The sequence below is a fragment of the Streptomyces sp. NPDC047000 genome (genome assembly GCF_040644295.1).
GTDB lineage: Bacteria > Actinomycetota > Actinomycetes > Streptomycetales > Streptomycetaceae > Streptomyces.
The window spans coordinates 662,342-683,835 of the sequence record NZ_JBEYWE010000001.1 but is presented as its reverse complement, the minus strand read 5'-3'; the positions used below and the strand labels follow the sequence as shown (position 1 = coordinate 683,835).

General features: G+C 71.1%; 17 protein-coding genes. 6 read left to right on the top strand and 11 right to left on the bottom strand.

Translation table 11 applies throughout. From position 1 onward, the window contains the following. The first annotated feature begins 23 nt into the window (after positions 1-23). On the top strand, positions 24-839 hold the full coding sequence (locus tag ABZ862_RS02760) for an ABC transporter ATP-binding protein (RefSeq protein WP_360951044.1): 816 nt from the start codon (positions 24-26) through the stop codon (positions 837-839). On the opposite strand, the gene ABZ862_RS02755 is transcribed toward ABZ862_RS02760, so the two are convergent. The 7 genes from ABZ862_RS02755 to ABZ862_RS02725 form a co-directional block, all read right to left on the bottom strand. Then, a complete protein-coding gene (locus ABZ862_RS02755; RefSeq protein WP_360951041.1) occupies positions 805-2,967 on the bottom strand; it encodes a discoidin domain-containing protein in 2,163 nt (720 codons plus the stop codon). The genes ABZ862_RS02760 and ABZ862_RS02755 overlap by 35 nt on opposite strands. Before the next feature lie 126 nt (positions 2,968-3,093). Then, positions 3,094-4,677, bottom strand: coding sequence for a glycoside hydrolase family 13 protein (locus ABZ862_RS02750; RefSeq protein WP_360951038.1), 1,584 nt, complete (start codon positions 4,675-4,677; stop codon positions 3,094-3,096). Between the two features lie 85 nt (positions 4,678-4,762). Then, on the bottom strand, positions 4,763-5,641 hold the full coding sequence (locus ABZ862_RS02745; protein ID WP_360951035.1) for a carbohydrate ABC transporter permease: 879 nt from the start codon (positions 5,639-5,641) through the stop codon (positions 4,763-4,765). Then, positions 5,638-6,597, bottom strand: a complete 960-nt coding sequence (locus ABZ862_RS02740) for a sugar ABC transporter permease (RefSeq protein WP_360951032.1) — start codon at positions 6,595-6,597, stop codon at positions 5,638-5,640. The genes ABZ862_RS02745 and ABZ862_RS02740 overlap by 4 nt, the downstream gene beginning before the upstream one ends. Before the next feature lie 5 nt (positions 6,598-6,602). Next, positions 6,603-7,952 (bottom strand): extracellular solute-binding protein, encoded by a 1,350-nt coding sequence (locus ABZ862_RS02735; RefSeq protein WP_360951029.1) that lies wholly within the window; start codon positions 7,950-7,952, stop codon positions 6,603-6,605. A 179-nt stretch (positions 7,953-8,131) separates the two neighbouring features. Next, positions 8,132-9,130 carry a LacI family DNA-binding transcriptional regulator gene (locus ABZ862_RS02730; protein ID WP_360951027.1) on the bottom strand — a complete coding sequence of 333 codons (999 nt, stop codon included), beginning with the start codon at positions 9,128-9,130 and terminating at the stop codon, positions 8,132-8,134. A 466-nt stretch (positions 9,131-9,596) separates the two neighbouring features. Further along, positions 9,597-10,292 carry a hypothetical protein gene (locus ABZ862_RS02725; protein ID WP_360951024.1) on the bottom strand — a complete coding sequence of 232 codons (696 nt, stop codon included), beginning with the start codon at positions 10,290-10,292 and terminating at the stop codon, positions 9,597-9,599. Between the two features lie 223 nt (positions 10,293-10,515). Here ABZ862_RS02725 and ABZ862_RS02720 point away from each other — a divergent pair, with 223 nt between their 5' ends. Both ABZ862_RS02720 and ABZ862_RS02715 read left to right on the top strand, forming a co-directional pair. Then, positions 10,516-11,169 (top strand): helix-turn-helix transcriptional regulator, encoded by a 654-nt coding sequence (locus ABZ862_RS02720; protein ID WP_360951021.1) that lies wholly within the window; start codon positions 10,516-10,518, stop codon positions 11,167-11,169. 50 nt (positions 11,170-11,219) lie between these two features. After that, positions 11,220-11,750: a toxin-antitoxin system, toxin component gene (locus ABZ862_RS02715; RefSeq protein WP_360951018.1), complete on the top strand. Its 531-nt coding sequence runs from the start codon at positions 11,220-11,222 to the stop codon at positions 11,748-11,750. A gap of 23 nt (positions 11,751-11,773) precedes the next feature. Here the strand turns inward: ABZ862_RS02715 and ABZ862_RS02710 are convergent, their stop codons facing one another. The 3 genes from ABZ862_RS02710 to ABZ862_RS02700 all read right to left on the bottom strand — a co-directional run bounded on the left by ABZ862_RS02710 (position 11,774) and on the right by ABZ862_RS02700 (position 14,709). After that, complete coding sequence (locus ABZ862_RS02710; RefSeq protein ID WP_360951015.1) at positions 11,774-12,796, bottom strand: alpha/beta fold hydrolase; 1,023 nt, start codon at positions 12,794-12,796, stop codon at positions 11,774-11,776. Positions 12,797-13,136: 340 nt separating this feature from the next. Beyond that, entirely contained in the window at positions 13,137-13,853 is a 717-nt protein-coding gene (locus ABZ862_RS02705) for a 4'-phosphopantetheinyl transferase superfamily protein (RefSeq protein WP_360951012.1), read from the bottom strand. After that, positions 13,801-14,709, bottom strand: a complete 909-nt coding sequence (locus ABZ862_RS02700; protein ID WP_360951009.1) for a metallophosphoesterase — start codon at positions 14,707-14,709, stop codon at positions 13,801-13,803. Before ABZ862_RS02700 ends, ABZ862_RS02705 begins: the two co-directional genes overlap by 53 nt. 400 nt (positions 14,710-15,109) lie before the next feature. Between ABZ862_RS02700 and ABZ862_RS02695 the strand changes: the two genes are divergently transcribed. After that, a complete protein-coding gene (locus tag ABZ862_RS02695) occupies positions 15,110-16,294 on the top strand; it encodes an ATP-grasp domain-containing protein (RefSeq protein WP_360951006.1) in 1,185 nt (394 codons plus the stop codon). A gap of 236 nt (positions 16,295-16,530) precedes the next feature. After that, a complete protein-coding gene (locus ABZ862_RS02690) occupies positions 16,531-18,210 on the top strand; it encodes a carbohydrate binding domain-containing protein (RefSeq protein WP_360951003.1) in 1,680 nt (559 codons plus the stop codon). 320 nt (positions 18,211-18,530) lie between these two features. Here ABZ862_RS02690 and ABZ862_RS02685 read toward each other — a convergent pair whose 3' ends face one another. After that, positions 18,531-19,868 carry a 6-phospho-beta-glucosidase gene (locus ABZ862_RS02685; protein ID WP_360951000.1) on the bottom strand — a complete coding sequence of 446 codons (1,338 nt, stop codon included), beginning with the start codon at positions 19,866-19,868 and terminating at the stop codon, positions 18,531-18,533. A 234-nt stretch (positions 19,869-20,102) separates the two neighbouring features. Between ABZ862_RS02685 and ABZ862_RS02680 the strand changes: the two genes are divergently transcribed. After that, positions 20,103-21,377 (top strand): Ig-like domain-containing protein, encoded by a 1,275-nt coding sequence (locus ABZ862_RS02680; RefSeq protein ID WP_360950997.1) that lies wholly within the window; start codon positions 20,103-20,105, stop codon positions 21,375-21,377. Positions 21,378-21,494 lie beyond the last annotated feature (117 nt).

Genomic DNA, 21,494 nt, shown 5'->3' with positions numbered 1-21,494 from the left:
CGACGTCCCGGAAAGGGCGGTCCATGCTCGACGTACGCGGTCTGCGGAAGGTCTACGACGGCTCGGGCCGCCGGGTCGAGGCACTGCGCGACCTCACCTTCACCGTCGAGGCCGGTGAACTGGTGTGTCTGGTCGGGCCGTCGGGCTGCGGCAAGACGACGCTGCTGAAGTGCGTGGGCGGGCTGCTCACGCCGAGCGGGGGCGAGGTGCTGCTGGAGGGGAGGCGGGTGAGCGGACCGCCGCCCGGGATGGCGTTCGTGTTCCAGGAGTACGGGCGCAGTCTGTTCCCCTGGATGCGGGTCGGGGAGAACGTCGAACTGCCGCTCAAGCAGAAGGACCTGCCCAGGCAGCGGCGCCGGGAGCTGGTGCGGGACGCGCTGGACTCGGTGGGTCTCGAGGACGCCGCCGGGGCGTATCCGTGGCAGCTGTCGGGCGGTATGCAGCAGCGGGTGGCCATCGCGCGGGCGCTGGCGTACGAGCCCCATGTGCTGCTGATGGACGAGCCGTTCGCGGCGGTGGACGCGCAGACCCGCGCCGATCTGGAGGACCTGGTACGGCGGCTGTGGCGGGAGCGGCGGATGACGATCCTGTTCGTCACGCACGACATCGACGAGGCGGTGTACCTGGGTGAGCGGGTGGTCGTGCTGTCCGCCTCGCCGACGGTCGTACGGGAGCAGCTGAAGGTCGATCTGCCGGACGAGCGGGACCAGTTGCACACCCGCGTCGCCCCGCGCTTCGCCGACCTGCGGACCCATGTCTACGAGCAGATCCAGGCCGCGAAGCGCGGGGCGCCCGAGGACCGGCTCACGAAGTCGTCAGATACGCCTCCACCTCACTGAACTGCCCGGCCGGCCAGCCGGTGTTGGCACTGACGGTCAGCCGCAGATAGCGCAGGTTCGTGCTGCTGGGCAGGGCCACGGTCGCCGTGTTGCCGCTCGCCGGGTCGAAGCGGTAGTCGGCCGAGGCGACGACCGTGCCGTAGGACGAGCCGTCGGTGCTGCCGGAGACGGTGACGGTCTGGGTCCTGGCCCCCCAGGCGGTGGACGGCGGCAGCTTCAGCACCAGGCGCCGTACGTTGTAGGCGGCGCCGAGGTCGACCGTCCAGGACTGCGGGAAGGCGTTGTTGGTGGACTCCCAGTAGGTGTTCGCGTCGCCGTCGACCGCCTTGCCCGGGGTGTAGACGTCCTGGGAGCCGGTCGCGGTGGCCGACATGCCCTTGGCGAGGTTGCGGCCCGGGTCCGGGGCGGGGTTGCCCTGGCCGGGCTGCGGCCAGGTGGAGCAGTCCGACCAGGTGCTGCTCAGGCCGGAGTTGCCGCCTCCGTCGGTGAGGGTGAAGGTGCCGGAGCCGGACGGGTAGACGCAGTTGTAGATGTCGGCCGAACCGGTGCCGGTGGCCTGCACGTCGGTGAACCTGGCGCTGCCCGGTGTCTCGGCCTGGACGACGACGGTGCCGGTGTTGCGTACGGTCGCCCCGGTGACGTTGACGTTGTCGGTGCGGTAGCCGTGCCCGCCGCCGGAGACGAACTCGAAGGCGCTGTAGGGGCTGTCGGTGACGGTGGTGTCGGTGATGTTGACGGTGGCGTTGATCGCGCTGTCGTAGGAGTCGACGCGCAGGGCGCCCATGGGGTGGTTCCAGTTGGGGTTCAGCGCGCCGGCGCGGACGAGGGTGTTGCCGGCGACCGTGATCGTGCCGGCGAGCGGGTTGAAGGGGTCGAGGAACTTCTGGTTGGAGATCGCGATGCCGCTGCCGAGGGCGTTGGTGTCGGAGACCAGGTTGTTCTTCACCGAGATGTTCGTGCCGCCGTAGATCGCGATGCCGTTGGCGAGGTTGGGCTGCGAGATGGTGTTGTTCTCGAAGCTGCTGTCGGTGTCCGGCGCGTACAGCGACCACATCGCGAGCGAGTCGTCGCCCTGGTTGCGCAGGAAGTTGTTGCGGACGACGACGCCCTTGGCGGTGCCGTTGAGGTTGAGGCCGTCGGCGGTGGTGTCGAGGATGCGGTTGTTCTCGACGACGAGGTTGTCGTCGTTGCCCTGGAGCCAGAAGCCGCACTTGAGGTGCTGGATCCACATGCCCGAGACCGAACTGTTCGGTCCGAGGCTGCCGTTGACGAAGTTGTCGGGGTTGGAGTCGACCCGTTCAGTGACCTCGCCGATGACGGCGAAGTCCTTGATGTGGACGTTGCCCGACGAACTGGACTGGTCGATGAACCGGGAGGTGTGCACCACCGAGTACCAGTGGCCCGCGCCCTGGAGGGTGACGCTCTGGACGCCGCTGAGGGAGGACGTGATCCGGTAGTCGCCCGGCGGGATCCACACGGTGCCGCCCTGGGCCGCGGAGATGGCGTCGCGGAACGCCTGGGTGGAGTCGCCGGAGCCGGTCGGGTCGGCGCCCTTGGAGACGACGGACACCGAACCGGCGGGCTGCGACGCGGCGCCCGCCACCTGCTCGAAGTCGGCGACGTCCACGGTCACCTGGACGCCCGTGGCCTGGAAGGCGACCTTGTCGCCGGCCTGGAGGTTCTGGCCGAGCAGCAGCCGGGCGTTGTCGAAGAAGTGGTGGGTCTTGGCCCCGGCGATCCAGCTGGTGTCGACGTAGCTGTACTTGGAGGTGACGGCGAGCGTCCTGCTGATCTTCGTGCCGTTGACGTACACGTCCAGCGTGCCGGACTGGCCGTCGGGGACGCTGTAGGAGACGTTCACCGCGTCGGCCGCGCCCGGCACGGTGAACTCCACCCGCTGCCCCGAGGTGAGCCGGACGGCCTGGCGTCCGGACGCCTCCGAGGCGAGGGTGCCCTGGGTGTAGTCGGGGCCGATCCTGGTGCCGGTGGTGGTGGCGGACTCCGCCTCGACGGAGGTGAAGGGGAGGGTGGCACCGGCGGCCGCCTGGGCGGTGGCGGCGGAGAGGGTCACGAGCATGCCGGCCGCGAGGGCGACGCTCGCGCCGACCGAGGCCAGCCGGAATGTCATGTGCCTGACATTCCTGAGGGGCGTGCCGTGCGCGGTGGCGTGCGGAGTCAGGTGCGTGCTGTGCGGGGTGCCGTGCATGTGCTGATCCCTTCGTGGTGGGGGTGCGGGGCAGCGGGCGGCGCGGGCTCAGCTGTGCAGCCAGACCGCCGTGTCCTTCGGCAGCCGTCCCCGGTCGTCCAGGGGGCCGCTGGCGAGCAGGAGGCCGGAGTGTGCGGGGAGTTCGGCGGGCGGGTCGGCCAGGTTCACCACACAGACCGTGCCGGGCGCCCGGGTGAAGGCGAGGACACCGCCGGGTGCGGGCAGCCAGTTCAGCGGGCCGTCGCCGAAACCGGGCCGCAGCCGGACGGCCGCACGGTAGAGGGCGAGCATCGAGCCCGGGTCCTCGCACTGGCGGTCCGCCGCGTACGACGCCCAGCCCTCCGGCTGCGGCAGCCACGGCTCCTCGCGGGAGCCGAAACCGGCGTACGGCTCCTCCGCCGCCCAGGGCAGCGGGACCCGGCAGCCGTCCCGGCCGGGGTCGGTGCCGCCGGAGCGGACGTGCATCGGGTCCTCGATGCGGTCACGCGGGATCTCCGCCTCGGGCAGGCCCAGTTCCTCGCCCTGGTAGAGGTACACCGTGCCGGGCAGCGCCAGCGACAGCAGGGCGGCGGCACGGGCCCGCCGGGTGCCGAGGGCCAGATCGGTGGGGGTGCCGAAGGCCTTGGTGGCGAAGTCGAACCCGGTGTCCGTACGACCGTAGCGGGTGACGGTGCGCGTCACGTCGTGGTTGCAGAGCACCCAGGTGGCCGGGGCGCCCACGGGGGCGTGCTCGGCGAGCGTCTCGTCGATCGACGCGCGCAGCCGCCGGGCGTCCCAGGGGCACGTCATGAAGGCGAAGTTGAAGGCGGTGTGCAGTTCGTCGGGGCGCAGATAGCGGGTGAAGCGCTCGGTGTCGGGCAGCCACACCTCGCCGACGAACACGGCGCCGTACTCGTCGGCGATGCGCCGCCAGCCGCGGTACACGTCGTGCAGTTCGTCGCGGTCGACGTACGGGTGCGGGTCGCGGCCCTCGGTGAAGTCCGGCAGGCGGGGGTCCTTGGCGAGGAGGGCGGCGGAGTCGATGCGCACGCCTTCGACCCCGCGCTCGAACCAGAAGCGCAGGATGTCCTCGTGCTCCTGGCGGACCGCGGCGTGGGCCCAGTTGAGGTCGGGCTGCTCGGGGGCGAAGAGGTGCAGGTACCAGTCGCCCCCGGCGGTGCGGGTCCAGGCGGAGCCGCCGAACTCGGACGTCCAGTCGTTGGGCGGGAGTTCGCCGTGTTCGCCGCGTCCGGGGCGGAAGTGGAACAGGGCGCGCTCGGCACCGCCGGCGAGGGCCGCGCGGAACCAGGGGTGCTGGTCGGAGACATGGTTGGGCACGATGTCGACGATGGTGCGGATGCCCAGTTCCCGTGCCTCGGCGATGAGTTTCTCGGCCTCGGCGAGGGTGCCGAACGCCGGGTCGACGGCACGGTAGTCGGCGACGTCGTAGCCGCCGTCCTTCATCGGTGACAGGTACCACGGGTTGAACCACAGCGCGTCGACGCCGAGTCCGGCGAGATACGGCAGCCGGGCGCGGACTCCCGCGAGGTCGCCGGTGCCGTCCCCGTCGCCGTCGGCGAAGCTGCGGACGTACACCTGGTAGATGACGGCGGACCGCCACCACTCGCGGGGGGCATGGGTGGGCTGTCCCACGGTGCGTGCCTTTCTGTTGTCGTGCCGGTCGGTGTGGGCCGGGCCGCGGCGGGCCCGCGGACGACCGGATCGTCCGGCCGGGCGGTCAGCCCTTCGTGGCGCCGGCGCCGATCCCGGCGATGATGTGCCGCTGGAAGACCAGGAACAGGGCGACCATGGGGATGCTGGCGATCACCATCGCGGCGAGGAGCACGGTGAGCTGGATGTTCTGGGAGAGCTGGACGAGCGCCACGCTGACGGGCTGCTTCGCGGTGTCGGAGAAGACCATCAGCGGCCACAGGAAGTCCTGCCACACGGCGACCAGCGCGAAGATCGACACCACGCCCAGCACCGGCCGCGACATGGGCAGCACGATCGACCACAGCGTGCGCAGCTTCCCGGCGCCGTCGATCTCGGCGGCCTCCAGGACGTCGCGCGGCAGCTGGTCGAAGAACCGCTTGAGCAGATACAGGTTGAAGGCGTTGGCGACGGCCGGGAGCCAGATGGCGAGCGGGTCGTTGAGCAGGCTGGTGTGCAGCAGCGGCAGATCGGCGACGGTCAGGTACTTGGGTACGACGAGGGCCTGCGCCGGGACCATCAGGGTGGCCAGGATGCCGCCGAGGATCACCTTGCCGAACGCCGGCCTCAGCCGGGACAGGGCGTAGGCGGCGGCCGTGCAGAACACCAGCTGGAACGCCCAGGCACCGGCCGCCTGCACCACCGTGTTCCACAGGTGCTGCGGCAGTTCCATCAGGTCCCAGGCGTCGGTGTAGCCGCTGAGGCTCCAGTGCTCGGGGACCAGACCGGGCGGGGTCTTCGCGACCTCGTCCGGGGACTTCATCGCGCCGGTCACCATCCAGTAGACCGGGAAGAGGAAGGCCAGTACGAACAGCACGACGACGGTGGTGAAGACGGTCCAGTAGACCGCTCTGCCGCGCGGGCGGGCGAGGGCCGACGGGGAGACGAGGGTACGGGTGGCGCTCATGCGTCGTCCTCTCCGGAGCCGGTCAGCCGCAGATAGATCGCCGCGAAGACGCCGAGCAGCACGAGGAGCATCACGCTCAGGGCGCAGGCGCCGCCGAAGTCGTTGTAGAGGAAGGCGTACTTGTAGATCAGGTAGAGGACGGTGACGGTGGCGTTCTCGGGGCCGCCGCCGGTGATGACGAAGGGTTCGGTGAAGACCTGCATCGTCGCGATGATCTGAAGCAGCATCAGCATCAGGATCACGAAGCGTGTCTGAGGGATCGTCACATGTCTGACGCGCTGAAGCAGACCGGCGCCGTCGAGCTCCGCGGCCTCGTAGAGCTCGCCGGGGATGGACTGGAGGGCGGCGAGGTAGATCAGCACGGTGCCGCCGAGGTTGGCCCAGGTGGCCACGATCACCAGGGAGACGAGGGCGGTGTCGGTGCCGTTGGACCAGTCCGAGGTGGGCAGGTGCAGGAACCGCAGCGTCTCGTTGGCGAGGCCCGCCCCGGGGTCGTAGAACCATTTCCACAGCAGGGCGCTGACCACCGGCGGGATCATCACCGGCAGATAGACGACCACCCGGAAGAACGCCTTGGCGTGCCGGAGTTCGTTCAGGACCAGCGCCAGTACGAAGGGGACCGCGAAGCCGATGAGCAGGGCCAGCACCGTGAAGGTGAAGGTGTTGCGCCAGGCCGCCGCGAACTCCGGGTCGTGCCAGACGCGGGTGAAGTTGGCGGTGCCGACCCATTCGGGGGACGAGCCGGGGGTGTACTTCTGGAAGGCGATGACGACGGCGCGGATCGCCGGGTACCAGGAGAACAGGGCGAAGCAGAGGACGCCGCCGAGCAGGAAGGCGTAGGCCCTGGCCTGGTCGGCGAGGCGGCGCCGCCTCCGGTCCCCTGCCGGGGGCGGCGCCTGTGCCGGTCTCGGCGCGACCGTCTCTGCGGGGCGGTGCGCGGCGGTGGTCCCGGTCATGACGGTCAGCCCCGGCTCAGGATGCCGTCGATCTTCCCGGACGCTTCCTTGAGGAGCTTGTCGATGTCGGCGTCCTTCTTGGTGAGGACGGCGGAGACGGTGCCGTCGAGGACGGAGTAGATCTGCTGGGCGTCGGGCGGCTCGATCTTCATCTGGAGCTGCTGGTTGCCGTCCAGGAAGGCCTGGTAGTTCTCCACCGGGACGTTGGCGTTGGCCTTCTTGATCTGCTGGTCCTTGGCGTCGGCGGCGCCGGTGAACAGGCGCGGCTCGGGAAGGCCCACGGGGGCGTTCGCCTTCTTGGCGCGGGCGTAGTCGCCGAGGAAGCCGCTGCCGGGGGTGAGGAACATGTGGTCGAGCCACTTGAGTCCGGCGCGGATCTGGGCGGGCGTGTCGTGCTTGTTGAACATGTAGCCGTCGCCGCCGATGAGCGTGCCCTTGCCACCGGGCATCGGCGCCAGCGCGAGGTCCTTGTAGTTGCCGCCCTTCTCCTTGACCAGGATCGGGATGTTGTCGGGCGCGGAGAGGTACATGCCGAGCTTGCCCGAACCCATCATCTGCTGGACGTCGTTGATGATGAGGAGCTGCTTGCTGCCCATCGAGTCGTCGCTCCAGCGCATGTCGTGCAGGTTCTGCAGGACGGCACGGCCCTCGGGGGTGTCGATGGCCGCCTTCTTGCCGTCGGCGCTGACCACGTCACCGCCCTGGCTGTACATCTCGGCGGTGAAGTGCCAGCCGCCCTGGTTCTGGGCGCTGTAGTCGGCGTAGCCGACGGTGCCGTTCCCGAGCGCGGCGATCTTCTTGGCGGCGGCGCGGACCTCGGGCCAGGTGGCCGGCGGCTTGTCGGGGTCGAGCCCGGCCTTCTCGAAGAGTGCGCGGTTGTAGATCAGGCCCATCGAGTAGCCGGTGCGCGGGATGCCGTAGACCTTGCCGTCGACCGTGTAGATGTCGCGCAGCTGCTTCTGGATGGTGGTGTAGTTCTTGAGTTCCTTGAGGTACGGCGTGAGGTCGGCCGCCTGCTTGATGTCCACGACGTGCCCGGCATCGGTGAAGTACGTGTAGAACACGTCCTCCATCTGACCGCCGGCGAGTTTGGCGTCGAAGGTCTTCGGGTCCTGGCACGGGAAGGCGTCGTGGGCGACGACGTCGATGCCGGGGTTCGCCTTCTCGAAGGAGGCGATGTCCGCCCGGAAGAACGAGCGGTCCACCTTGGCGCTGGTGGGCGGCTCACAGTTGACGGTGATACGGGTCTTGCCGCTCGCACCGCCGTCGTCGCCGGAGCCGCAGGCGGTTGCGGCGAGCGCGAGCGAACAGACGCCGATCGCGGCGAAGGTGCGGGTGAGCCCGGTGCTTCTCATCGGTGGACCCCTTCGGACCGGAACAGGGAAGGCCCACAGCAGCGGTCTGCGCGCACTCCACTGTGTCGGCGCCGCACACTCAAGCACCACCGACATCCGAACGCAAGATCTCGCGCAGAATCTGTAATTATTGGACAACAGAACGGATCTTCACGACCATGGTCCCGGCAGCCGTCCCCTCAGCCGCGGGGCACCTGCCCGGTCGACCCCCGGACGACGAGTTCCGGCTCGAACAGCAGTTCCTCCGCGGGGACGGGGGTGCCGCCGATCTGCGCGTTGAGCAGTTCCACGGCCGCGCGGCCCATCGCCTCGATGGGCTGGCGGACGGTGGTGAGCGGGGGCTCGGTGCAGTTCATGAACGCGGAGTCGTCGTAGCCCACCACGGACACCTGGGACGGCACGCCGTACCCCTTGCGGCGGGCGGCTCTCACGGCGCCCAGGGCGAGCGGGTCGCTGGCGCAGACGATGCCGGTGACGCCGCGGTCGATCAGCCGGGAGGCGGCGGCCTGCCCGCCCTCCAGGGAGAACATGGCCCGCGCCACGTACTCCTCCGGCAGCTCCCCCACGATCGCCCGCGCCGCCGCCAGCTTGCGCGCCGAGGGCACATGGTCGCCGGGGCCGAGGAGGAGCCCGATGCGCTCGTGACCGAGGGAGGAGAGATGACGCCAGGCCTGCTGGACGGCGACCGCGTCGTCGCAGGACACGGCCGGGAAGCCCAGCCGGGCGAAGGCCGCGTTGACCAGCACGACCGGGATGTTGCGGTCGGCGAGCAGCCGGTAGTGGTCGTGGGGCGCGTCGGCCTGGGCGTACAGGCCGCCGGCGAAGACGACACCGGAGACCTGCTGCTGGAGCAGCAGCGACACGTAGTCCGCCTCGGAGACCCCGCCCTTGGTCTGGGTGCACAGCACCGGGGTCAGCCCGAGCTGTGCCAGCGCGCCGCCGATGACCTCGGCGAAGGCCGGGAAGATCGGGTTCTGCAGTTCGGGCAGGACGAGACCGACCAGCCGGGCGCGTTCGCCGCGCAGCTGGGTGGGCCGTTCGTAGCCGAGCACGTCGAGGGCGGACAGCACCGCCTGCCGGGTGGCTTCGGAGACGCCGGGCTTGCCGTTGAGCACCCGGCTGACCGTGGCCTCGCTGACCCCGACCTTCTTCGCCACTTCCGCAAGTCGTCGCGTCATGTGCGCAAGCGTAGCGCAAGATACGCAAACGGCTTGCGTAGAGTTGCGGGGCCCCCGGGGGATCCCCTGCCGGCCGTGACCGTGTCACCGCGGCACTTGCGCGGAGTCGGTGAGGGAAGAGGCGCGCACCGGACCTGCGTGATGGGGCCCGGCGCCGTCGGCGACCTGAACGCCGGCGGAGCCGGGCCGGGAGATGGCTGGGAGAAGCCGTCGCCGCCCGGACCGCTCGGGCCGGGACGGTACGGCGGACGCCGTCAGGCGGGACGGGCGGGCGAGCGCCGGTACCGGGGTGCGTGACGGCAGCGGGCGACCCCGTGGAGCCGCGGCGGAGGCGGACAGGACGAGGGCCGTGCGGCCGGGCGCTCCCCGTGTCTGCGACACCGGCTCCACAGTCCCCATGAGCCACCCGTGTCCCATGCGGCCCACGCGCCCCACGGGCCGGACCGCCCCCCGCCCACTGCCACGCCTATGCCTCCTGGACGGACCGGCCGCCGTCGCCGCCCGGGTCGGGAACCACGCTGAGGTGATGCGCGCCGCGCCGCCGCGGCGGACGGCGCCCACCGGTACGGCTCCGCCCCTCGTCGCGCGGCACGAGGGTCAGACGCGTGTAGCCCATGTCCCGCAGGGCCTTGGGGGTCTCCACGATCAGCCTGCACTCCGTGGCCCCGCGGCGCGGATCCGGGTGGAGCAGCGGCCGTACGGCACCGTCGTGCTCGACGGCGGCCTCGCCGACGGCACGGATCCAGTGCGGCAGCCCCTGGCGGTAGGCGGCGTCCATGAGGGGGTCGAGGCCGATCTCGCGGCGGATCGCCTGGAGCGCGTGGTCGTGCCCGGAATGCTCCAGCGCCGCCTTGAACTCCGCGAGCATGGGCAGGCACCAGCTCGACTCGTGGTCGCCGAGAACGGTGGCCGCGTCGGGGTGGAAGAGGACGAACCTCAGGAAGTTGTCGCCGGGCATGGCCGTCGGATGGGCGCCCACGCCGCGGAAAAGTGTCTCGAACGCGCTGTTCGTCAGAACGACGTCCCAGCGCCGGTCCATGACGACGGACGGGAAGGGGACGGCCTGCAGGAACGTGGCGTAGTCCTGGAGGTACGCCCGGGCGTCGTGGCCCTGGGGGACGGGCCGCGGTGCGGACCGCTGCCCTCCTGCCTGATGTGCCATCGGGAGGTCACCCCTCTTGCCTATGCGGCCTTCACGCGGCGTCCTGATCCTGGAGCCCGCAGCATTGTCATGTCAACTATCGTGGCATTTCATGCTGGTTGACGGCTGAAATAGGCCACAGTTGTGGCGAGACCTGGATGTGAGTTCGAACCAACCGCTACTCTCCGGGAAGTTCACAGCGACCGTTTGTGAGAAGCCTGTGAGAGACGTAGGAGATCTGTCGGTGACGGATGGCTTCGAGGTTCCGGGCGCCACGGCGACCGCTCAGCTGCCGGCCGTCGTCACCCGCGTCACCGCGCTCGCGGACCGTCTCGGAATGCCGCACTCCAGGGTCTTCGAGGTGGCGCGGCTGTCCGTGGCCTGCGGTGTGCCCGAGTCCGTCGTACGGGCCCTGCTGAGCGGGCGTCCCGCCGGTGAACCGGACGTCCAGGCACGCTTTCTGCAGCGCCTCGACCTGCTGCGCCGTACCCGTCTGAAGCCCAACGGCCGCAAGTACACCCAGCAGGAGATCGCCGACGGAGCGGGCATGTCCCGGCAGCAGGCGGGCGCCCTGATCAACGGCGACCGGCGGCCCACCATGGAGCACTGCGACGCGCTCCAGCGTTTCTTCCGGGTGCACGCCGGTTTCCTGACGGCGGAGGATCCGGAGGCCCTGGCGGGCGCACTCCAGCATGTCGAGCAGGAACTGCTGCAGAAGCTGGCCGACCGGGAGCGGGCGGCGGAGGCGGCCCTCGACCCGCTGGAGCGGCTGCTCCAGGACCACGGGGTGCGCGGAATCGCCTGGCGGGCCGCGCAGTTGCCCACCGACCAGCATCGCGACAAGGTCGCGGAGTGGCTGGACATGCTCCTGGAGAGCGTCAAGCGGCCCGAGTCGTGATGTTGCGGGGCACCGGGCGGGCCGGCAGGACCGTGCGCGCCGGGAGGGAGATGCGCCGGCTGTGCGGCGAGCTGGTCGCGGAGCTGGCGCTCCCGGCCCCGGCGCGTCCCGACGACCTGTACGGCGCCCTGTGCGCCGCGATGAGCGGACGCCGCGGCCGCCCCGTCCGGTACCGCACGGCCGCCTTCCCGCCCGGCACGGCCAGCGGGCTGTGGCTCGACATGGCCGACCAGGACCTGGTGGTCATCGAGCAGCGCACCCCGCCGGAGCACCAGTTGGTGATCCTCGGTCATGAACTGTGGCACATGGCGGCCGGGCACCGGGGCCACCCGGTGGACGGCGCCACGGTCGCCGCACGGCTGCTGGAGGACGCCGCCGTCCTCCAGGCCACCGTCCACCGCGTGGCCGCCCGTACCCGCTTCGATCTGGCGGACGAGCAGGAGGCGGAGAGTTTCGGCCTCCTGCTGGCGGCCAGGTGCCGCACCTGGCTCGCGGGTTCGTCACTGCGGAGCCCGGCGGCCCGGGACGGGGTGGCGGGCCGCATCGAGGCGTCCCTGGGCTACCCGGGACCGCAGGGCTGAGCGTCGGGGGACCGGCCGGCTCCTCAGGTGGCGCTCCGCTCGCTGACCTCCAGCAGTTCCCGCTCCGTGCCGCACGCCCCGGCGCTCCCGGGCCGCCCCGTGACCAGCAGCTCCCGCCACCGCTCCCGGCTCCAGTGGGCCGGCGCGGTCCCGGCGACGAACTCGTCGATCAGCCGTACGAACCGCCCGGGATCGAAGTGGAACGGGAAGTGCCCGGCCCCCTCGAAGATCTCCAGCCGGCTCCCGGGCATGGCCTCGTGGGCGCCGTGGGCGTGCTCGACCGGCACCACGCAGTCCCGGTCGCCCCACAGCAGCATGGTCGGCATGCCCTGGGTGAGATAGCAGCGGTCGAGCATGGTGACGACCTGCCCGCGCCAGTCGACGACGGCGCGCAGCGTGCGCACGAACGAGTCACGGGACCGCCGGTCGGGCAGCGCGTCGACGACGGTGAGGAGTTCGGCGGCGTCGCGGCCCAGGTCCAGGTGGAGGAGCTTCATCAGCCCCACCGCGAATCCGACCTGGTAGCGCATCCCCGGTAGTTGAAGGCCGGCCAGTGCGAGCTGGGCGCCGGGCAGCGAGGCCAGCCGCAGCAGCGGGTTGACCTCACGTCCCACCCCGCCCGCGCTCACCAGGACGAGCCGTTCGGTGCGCTCGGGGAACTGGTAGGCGAACTGCATGGCCACTCCGCCGCCGAGGGAATGGCCGACCAGGGTGGCCGATTCGACGCCGAGGGCGGTGAGGAGGTCGCGCAGACCGTTGGCGTAGGCGGCGACGGAGTAGTCGGCGCGGGGTTTGTCGGAGGCGCCGTGGCCGAGGAGGTCGGGAGCGATGACGGTGTGGTGGCGGGCCAGGTCGGGGATGAGATCGGCCCAGGTGGCGGAGGAGTCGCCGATGCCGTGCAGGAGGACGAGGACGGGTCCGGAACCGGCCGTCCGGAAGGCGCGCCGGTAGCCGTGGACGACGCGGTAGTGGAGGCGCGGTTCGGTGTCGGGCACGGGGCGCAGCCGTGTGGTCTGTGCCGGTCTCCGGCTCTTCGCGTCCATCACGCACTCGCCTCCCGTCCACCCGGCCGAGCGACGGCGGCCGGCAGCCGTTTCCTCCAGTGTCCAGGGTAGGGAAGCGGTCTTGTGGCGCGTTTCGACGAGGTTTCGCTGACGCTAAAGGGGGCGGGTGAGCCCGTGGGGGCGGGTCCGGGTGGTTCTCGCCCCCGCCGCCCCTTCCCGTCCCGTCACGGGGGCGCTGCCCCCGTACCCCCGCTCCTCAAACGCCGGAGGGGCTGGATATAAGCCCGTCCGGCGTTTGAGGACGAGGCCCGTCCAGGGCCGACAGGGGGGTCTGGGGGCGCAGCCCCCAGGGACGGGACGGGAAGGGGCGGCGGGGGCGGGATCATCCTCCCGCGGCGCCGGAGGTGTGCGGCACTGTGACCGCCGTGGTGACGATCCCCCGCGCCACCTGCCACCGCCCCTCGAACACCCCGACCGCTCGCCCGTCGACCACCGGCCCCGGCACCAGCAGCGTGGCCCGCAGCCGCCCGCTCGGCGCACCCGCCGCGCCCGGCGCGGTCTCCGGCCCCGGGTCGAGGACGATGTCGGCCTCGGTGAAGTCGAGCCACTTCCCGGCGAGGGGGTACCAGGCCTTGTAGACGGACTCCTTGGCGCTGAACAGGATCCGGTTCCAGTGGATCTCCGGCCGCCGCTCGGTGAGGCCGCGCAGCCGGCCGGCCTCGTCGGGGAGGAAGACGAAGGGGACGACGTCGTCGGGGAGCGGGCTGTGGGGCTCGGCGTCGATGCCGAGGGAGGCGAGGTCATGGGCACGGACCAGGGCCGCGGCGCAGTATCCGTCGGTGTGGGTCATGCTGCCCGCCAGGCCGTCCGGCCAGCCCGGGGCGCCGCCCTCGCCGTTCAGCACGGGCTGCGGGGCGACGCCGAGCTTCTCCATGGCCTGCCGGGCGCAGGCGCGGACGGCGGCGAACTCACGGCGGCGCTTGGTCACCGCGCGGCTGACGAGGGCTTCCTCCCCGGGGTACAGGGGGGCGTCGCCGAAGCCGTCGTCACCGAACGTCTCCACGGTCACGACCGGGTCCGGGAGCAGCTCCTCGATCACCTGTTCCGACCTCCGTCGGGAGTATGCGGCGCGGCCGGCCCGGGGGGTCCGGGCGTTTGCGCCACTCGCGTGGGTAGCCCACCGACACCTCTTCGAACCGCACCCCTTCGTGCCAGGTCGTCCGCGGGATGTGCAGATGGCCGTAGACCATGGTGGCGACGCGGAACCGGTGGTGCCAGTCGGCGGTGAGGGCGGTGCCGCACCACATGGCGAACTCGGGGTACCACAGCACGTCGGTGGGGTGCCGGTCCAGCGGATAGTGGTTGATCAGGACGGTGGGCAGGTCCTCGGGGAGCGCGGCGAGCCTGCGCCCGGTCGCGGCGACCCGGTCCCGGCACCAGGCCTCGCGGGTCGGGTACGGGTCGGGGTGCAGCAGGTACTCGTCGTTGCACACGACGCCGGTGCCGTGCGCGTAGGCGAGGCCCTCGTCCTTGGTGGTGCAGCCGGAGGGGAGGAAGGAGTAGTCGTACAGCAGGAACAGCGGGGCCACGACGACGGGACCGCCGGGTCCGTGCCAGACGGGATACGGGTCCTCGGGGGTGCAGACGCCCAGCTCACGGCAGCGGGCGACCAGATGTTCGTAGCGGGCCACGCCCCGCAGGGTCACCGGGTCACGGGGGTGGGTCCACAGTTCGTGGTTGCCGGGCGACCAGAGGACCTTGCGGAAGCGGCCGGCGAGGGTCCCGAGGGCCCAGTCGATGTCGGCGAAGGTCTCGGCGACGTCCCCGGCGACGATCAGCCAGTCGTCGTCGGAGCCAGGGCGCAGGCCTTCGACGAGGGCGCGGTTCTCGGGATATCCGATGTGCAGGTCGCTGATGGCCAGCAGCTGCCCGCCTCCGCCGGCCGTCGACTCCACCGCTCTGGCCTCCTCCGCCGCCCCGTGGTCCACCAAGAGATCACACCCGTGGAGCGCCGGACAAGTCGGGTTCCGGACCGACGACAACCGGCCGCCGACCGGCCGCCGACGTGTCCCGCCGGTCCGCCCCGCCGCGCCCCGCCGGTCCCGGCCGGAGCACGGCGTCCCCGCCGTACCGCGCCCGCTCCCGGGGGCCCGAACGGCCCTTGTGTCCCATTCCCCCTACCCGGGACAATCCGTAACACGCGCGTTGCACCCGCACCGTCGCGGAAGCCGTATGATCGCCCCAACACCACCGCCTTGAACGCCCCTTCGCGAAGGGCGGTTTGGTGTACCTCCATTCGTCCTGCCCGGGCACGGGCCGCTGAGTCCTGCCCGAAAACCCCGAAAGGCGGCTTGCATGCTCTCTCGCGTACGCGTCTGGCTCAATCGTACGTACGCGGAGAACGTGTTCTTCATGGATCAGCTGAGGAGAAATCCCAGCGACCGGGCCGTGGAGATCCATGCGACGCACGGCGACCCCGACTCCCCCGTACTGGCCGCCGCCGACACCGCGGAGCTGGAGCCCGAGGGCCTGTCCCCCGCCGCGTACGTCGAGTACGCGCTCGACCAGTGCGCGCGCCGCGGCATCGACGTGTTCGTGCCGCGGCTGCACCAGTCGGCGATCGTCGCGCACCGCGCCGAGTTCGAGGCGGCCGGCACGGCGCTGCTGGCGCCGACGCCGGAGGCGGTGGCCGTCTTCGAGGACAAGGTGGTGGCGTACGAGGCCGTCCGGGGCATCGGGGTGCCGGTGCCGCCGTGGTGGCGGGTCCGCACGGCGGACGAACTGCTCGGCGCCGTGGAGGAGCTGGAGGCGCGCGGCGACAAGCCGTGCTTCAAGCCGGCGTCCGGTGCGGGCGGGGTGGGCTTCCGGATGATCACGCGCTCGCCGTTCTCGATGGTCCAGCTCAGCGGGTTCCCCAGTCCCTACGTCCCCCTCGACCTGGTGCTCGACGCGGTGGCGCAGGCCGAGGAGCCGGTGGACTGGCTGGTCATGCCGCGTCTGGAGCAGCCGGAGGTGTCGGTCGACTGCCTCACCGGGCGGGACAACCGTGTCCGGATGGCGGTGGGCCGCACGAAGCACGGCCGCCGGCGCGGGTTCACCCTGCACGAGCAGTGGCTGGAGCCCGCGCGGCGGATCGCGGAGGGCTTCGGGCTGCACCATCTGTCGAACATCCAGTTCCGCATGTACGGCGACCGGCCGGTGCTGCTGGACGTCAACACCCGTCCGGCGGGCGGACTGCACCAGCTGTCGCTGTGCGGGATCAACGCGCCGTGGGCGGCGGTGCAGCTGGCGCTCGGCGAGGAGACGGGGGTGCTGGAGCCGCCGTTCCTGGGCCAGGACTACGCGGTGGTGTCCGGCCCGCGGCCCCTGCGCCCCGTGTCCATCCCGCAGCAGCGGATGGAGGAGCCCCAGTCTCAGCCCCAACAGCAGCCCCAGCTCCCGCAGCAGTCGCTGTCGGCCGCCGGGGCGGCGGAGCCGGCCGACGGCCCGGTGACCCTGGCGCAGGCCGAGTCCGCCTCCCGGGCCATCGCACCGGCCTGACGGGGCGACGGAGCCCGGCGGCGCCCGGCAGTCGGGAACCTGCCCCAACTCTCCCTCCTCGTAACTCAGTTCCGCTTTGCCTGCATCCGGGCACCGGACGGGACCACAACTTCATACCGGTCTGGACCAATCCTGCCCTCCCCACTTGACAGCAGGATTGGTCCATACCAACTTGGTGGCGCATCACCAGCACTCCTGTGCACTCCCGAACACCCCCACTCCTTCAGGGAGATCGCATGCGCAACACTCTCCGGCGTTCCAGACGCCGGGTCCTGGCCCTCGCGGGCTCGGCGGCCCTGGCACTCGGCGGGGCCATCGCCCTCCCGGGCACCGCCCAGGCGGCCAACATCCTCACCAACCCCGGCTTCGAGTCGGGCGGTCTGTCCCCGTGGAGCTGCTCGGGCAACCTCGGCTCGATCGTCTCCTCCCCGGTGCACGGCGGTTCCAAGGCGCTCACCGGCGCGGTGTCCGACAGCGACAACGCCCAGTGCACCCAGACCGTCTCGGTCCAGCCGAACACCACGTACTCGCTCAGCGGCTGGGTCCGCGGCAGCTACGTCTACCTCGGCGTCGACGGCGGTGCCTCGACCTGGACGACGTCCCCGTCGGCGTACAGCCAGCTGTCGGTGTCGTTCACCACGGGTGCCTCGCAGACCACCGCGAACATCTACGTCCACGGCTGGTACGCGCAGGGCGCCTACTACGCGGACGACATCAGCCTGGACGGTCCGGGCGGCGGCAGCTCCGACACCCAGGCGCCGACCGCGCCGAGCGGGCTGACCTCCACCGCCAAGACGTCCTCCAGCGTGTCGCTGTCGTGGACCGGTTCGACCGACAACGTCGGCGTCACCGCGTACGACGTCTACAGCGGCTCCAACCAGGTGCTGTCCGTCTCCGGTACGTCCGCCACGGTGAGCGGGCTCTCGCCCAGCACCGCGTACACGTTCACCGTGAAGGCGCGCGACGCGGCCGGGAACACCTCCGCGGCGTCCAACTCCGTGTCCGTCACCACGAGTGCGGGCAGCGGCAGCACGACGTTCACGCAGGCGGCGCCGTACCTGTACGAGGGCTGGGGCGACCCGCCGAGCCCGACGACCGTGATGAGCTCGACGGGCGTCAAGTGGTTCACGATGGCCTTCGTGCTCGACTCGGGCGGCTGCACGCCGGCCTGGGACGGCAGCCGGTCGCTGACCGGTGGCGTCGACCAGACCGCGATCAACCAGATCCGTTCGGCGGGCGGTGACATCGTCCCGTCGTTCGGCGGCTGGCAGGGCAGCAAGCTCGGCGCCAACTGCTCCTCCGCGAGCGCGCTCGCCGGGGCCATGCAGAAGGTGATCGACGCCTACGGCCTGAAGGCGATCGACATGGACATCGAGAACACGGACGAGTTCGAGAACGAGGCCGTGCAGGCGAAGATCCTGACCGCGCTGAAGACGGTCAAGGCCAACAACCCCGGCCTGAAGACCATCGTCACCTTCGGCACCTCGACGACCGGCCCGACCTACTACGGCAACCGGCTCATCGAGCAGGCGCAGTCGCTCGGCGCCGGCATCGACGTCTTCACCATCATGCCGTTCGACTTCGGCGGCGGCTCCGACATGTACGGCAGCACCGTGAACGCCGCCGAGGGCCTGAAGGCCAAGCTCAAGTCGACCTTCGGCTGGGACGACGCCACCGCGTACGCCCATATCGGCATCTCGGGCATGAACGGTCTGTCGGACCAGCAGGAGACCACCACCCCCGCGATCTGGACCCAGATCCGCGACTGGGCGAACACGCACCACATCGCCCGGCTCGCCTTCTGGTCCGTCAACCGTGACCGCGGCTGCGCGGGCGGCGGCGTGGTGAGCAACTGCTCCGGCATCAGCCAGAACACCTGGCAGTTCACCTCCATCACCGCCGGATTCACCGGCTGACGGCCACCGCCGTCACACCGACGTCCCCCCGGATCCTGGGCCGGGGGGACTTTCCGTTCCCCGCCGCCGATTTTTTTTCGGCGGGGGGTGTATCAGGGAGTGCCCACGACGCTCTTGATGACAGTACGGAACAGCGGCACGACCGGGGGAAGCACCACACGGCACCACAGCACCACATGGCACCACCACGGGGGAAGGCACCACCTGCACCACCTGACGGGGGAAACACGGGGGGGGACACGGGGGAACGGGGGACGGGGGAACGGGTCGGTCGGTCGCGGTCACGGGGAGCGACCGGCCGACCCGATCAGTTCACCGCCTCACCCCAGATACGTCAGCCCCGGATGCACGGCCGCGTACCCCTCCATCAGCCGCCGTGCCACGTTCACCGAGTCCACCAGCGGATGCAGCGCGAAGGCCTTGACGGCCGCGGCGCGGGAGCCGGACTCGGCGGCGGCCAGCACCTGGCGTTCGACGGCCTTGACCGAGCAGACCAGACCGGTGGCATGGCCGGGCAGCGGATCGACGGCGACCGGACGGGCGCCGTTGGCGTCGACCAGGCAGGGCACCTCGATGACGGCCTCGGGATCGAGGGCGGCGAGGATGCCGCGGTTGCGGACGTTGAGGATCAGGGTGGTGCGTTCGTCCCGGGCGACGGCCCGCATCAGCGCGAGGGCGATCTTCTCGTAACCGCCGGAGAGATCGTCGGCGTCACGGTCTCCGGCACCCGCCGTCTCGCGGTTCTCCGCCATGTACGTGGCCTCGCGTTCGTGCCGGGTGCGCTCCCACAGGTCCAGGGCGGAGCCGTCCGGGTCCGCCGCCTCCTCGTAGAAGCGGGCCTGCTGGTCGCGGAGGAAGGCACCGCGGGTGCGGTCCGCCTCCTGATAGGCACGGACGGTCTCGCGGTTGAAGTAGTAGTAGTGCAGATACTCGTTGGGGATCGCGCCCAGCGACTGGAGCCAGTCGGTGCCGAACAGCCTGCCCTCCTCGAAGGAACCGAGCAGCGCGCGGTCCGCGAGCAGGCGGGGGAGTTCGTCCCGGCCGTCGACGCGCAGGCCGCGTACCCAGCCGAGGTGGTTGAGGCCGACGTAGTCGATCCACGCCCGGCCCGGGTCGGCGCCGAGCACCCGGGCGATACGGCGGCCGAGCCCGACCGGTGAGTCGCAGATCCCGATGACACGGTCACCGAGGTGGCGGGACATGGCCTCGGTGACGAGTCCGGCGGGATTGGTGAAGTTGATGACCCACGCGTCGGGCGCCAGCCGGGCCACCCGGCGGGCGATGCCGACGGCGACCGGGACGGTGCGCAGACCGTAGGCGATGCCGCCCGCGCCGACCGTCTCCTGGCCGAGGACACCCTCGGCCAGCGCGACGCGCTCGTCCTCGGCCCTGCCCTCCAGACCGCCCACCCGGATCGCCGAGAACACGAAATCGGCGCCACGCAGGGCCTCGTCGAGGTCGGTCGTCGCGGTCACCTCGGGCGCGTCGGGCACCCCGGCGGCCTGCTCGGCGAGCACCCGGGTCACCGCGGCCAGCCTGCGCGCGTCCAGGTCGTGCAGCACGACCCGGGTGACCCGGCCCTCGGCGTGGTCACCGAGGAGCGCGCCGTACACGAGGGGGACGCGGAATCCTCCGCCGCCCAGAATCGTCAGCTTCACGCCTGCACCTTTCCTGCCGTGATCACGCACACCGTCGGGCCCATTGGACCCCGCGCGCCCGCCGCCCCGCATGTTTCCGGCCGGTGTGCCGGAGGTCCCCGGCTCTCACAGCAGTTCTTCACGGCAATCTCAGCAACCGCCCCCGCTTTCAAAGCCCCGCCCCAGACAGACGGCGCAGGATGCCCACCGACGGGTGCCGAGCGTGGTCGGCGCGGTGGAGCGGGAAGGCGTGTCGTGGGTGTCGCACAGATAGGGGACCTGGGTGGGGAGCGGCCCGGGAGGTGGTCCCGGCGCGGGATCCTGACGGTTCTCGGCGCGGTTCCGGCCGCCGCCGTGCTCGCCGGGTGCGGGTCCTCCGGCGACGACGCGAAGAGCGCCTCCGCCACCGGGGCCGGCGGCTCCGCGCCCTCGGCCACGGCCGGCGGCTCCGCGCAGAACGCGGCCCGGAAGGCCGCCGTCGCCGTCTCGCCCGCCGACGGGACCCGGAAGGCGCCGTTCTCCGCTCCCGTCGAGGTCACCGTGACCGACGGGACGCTCGAGTCGGTCCGGGTCAGCGGCAACGACGGGTCCGCGCTCGACGGGTCGTTCAACTCCGCGAGGACCAGGTGGACCTCGGCCGGGAATCCGTACTCCGGGACCAGGTACACCGTGACCGCGAAGGCGAAGGACACCGCGGCGGCGACCGTCACCTCGTTCACCACCAAGGCTCCGGGGGCCACCTTCGTCGGGTACTTCACGCCCGAGGTGGGCTCCACCTCCGGGGTCGGGATGCCGGTGTCGGTCACCTTCTCGCACGCCGTGAAGGACCGCGCGGCCGTGCAGAAGGCGATCACCGTGACCGCCGAGCCCGCCGTCGAGGTCGTCGGGCACTGGTTCGACGACACCCGGCTGGACTTCCGTCCCGAGACCTACTGGGCGCCGGGCACGAAGATCACCCTCGGGCTGCGGCTCAAGGACGTCGAGGGGGCCGACGGGGTCTACGGCGTGCAGTCCAAGGACGTGACCTTCCACATCGGGCGCGAGCAGATCAGTACCGTCGATCTCGGCAGCGAGACCATGACGGTGCGGCGGGACGGGAAGGTCACCGCCACCTACCCGGTCACCGGGGGCGACTCCTCCCACACCACCTGGGCCGGGATCATGGTCATCAGCGAGCGGTTGCGGCAGACGCGGATGCAGTCCTCCACCGTCGGTCTCGGCGACGAGTACGACATCTCGGATGTGCCGCACGCCCAGCGGCTGACCACCTCCGGGACCTTCATCCACGGCAACTACTGGGCGGCCGAAGGTGTGTTCGGGCACCAGAACGCCAGCCACGGATGCATCGGGCTGCGCGACAGCAAGGGCGCCGGCGACACGTCGACCGCCGGGTACCGGTTCTACGAGAGCTCCATGCTCGGGGACGTCGTGATCGTCAAGAACTCCGGTGAGCGGACCGTCACGGCGTCGAACGGACTCAACGGATGGAACCTCACATGGGCCCGGTGGAAGTCCGGCAGCGCCCTCTGAGCGGCACCGGACCGTCGGACATCCCGGACGTCTGCCCCTTCATGGACTGAACTCCCCTGTCTCAGAAGGACTTTCCTTGCTTTAAGACTTGACGGCCACCGGGCCGGAGAGCACATT

Coding starts and splice junctions, on each gene's coding strand:
- ABZ862_RS02760 (WP_360951044.1), top strand. CDS start 24: ATGCTCGACGTACGCGGTCTGCGGAAGGTCTACGACGGCTCGGGCCGC.
- ABZ862_RS02755 (WP_360951041.1), bottom strand. CDS start 2,967: ATGACATTCCGGCTGGCCTCGGTCGGCGCGAGCGTCGCCCTCGCGGCC.
- ABZ862_RS02745 (WP_360951035.1), bottom strand. CDS start 5,641: ATGAGCGCCACCCGTACCCTCGTCTCCCCGTCGGCCCTCGCCCGCCCG.
- ABZ862_RS02740 (WP_360951032.1), bottom strand. CDS start 6,597: ATGACCGGGACCACCGCCGCGCACCGCCCCGCAGAGACGGTCGCGCCG.
- ABZ862_RS02735 (WP_360951029.1), bottom strand. CDS start 7,952: ATGAGAAGCACCGGGCTCACCCGCACCTTCGCCGCGATCGGCGTCTGT.
- ABZ862_RS02730 (WP_360951027.1), bottom strand. CDS start 9,130: ATGACGCGACGACTTGCGGAAGTGGCGAAGAAGGTCGGGGTCAGCGAG.
- ABZ862_RS02725 (WP_360951024.1), bottom strand. CDS start 10,292: ATGGCACATCAGGCAGGAGGGCAGCGGTCCGCACCGCGGCCCGTCCCC.
- ABZ862_RS02715 (WP_360951018.1), top strand. CDS start 11,220: ATGCGCCGGCTGTGCGGCGAGCTGGTCGCGGAGCTGGCGCTCCCGGCC.
- ABZ862_RS02695 (WP_360951006.1), top strand. CDS start 15,110: ATGCTCTCTCGCGTACGCGTCTGGCTCAATCGTACGTACGCGGAGAAC.
- ABZ862_RS02690 (WP_360951003.1), top strand. CDS start 16,531: ATGCGCAACACTCTCCGGCGTTCCAGACGCCGGGTCCTGGCCCTCGCG.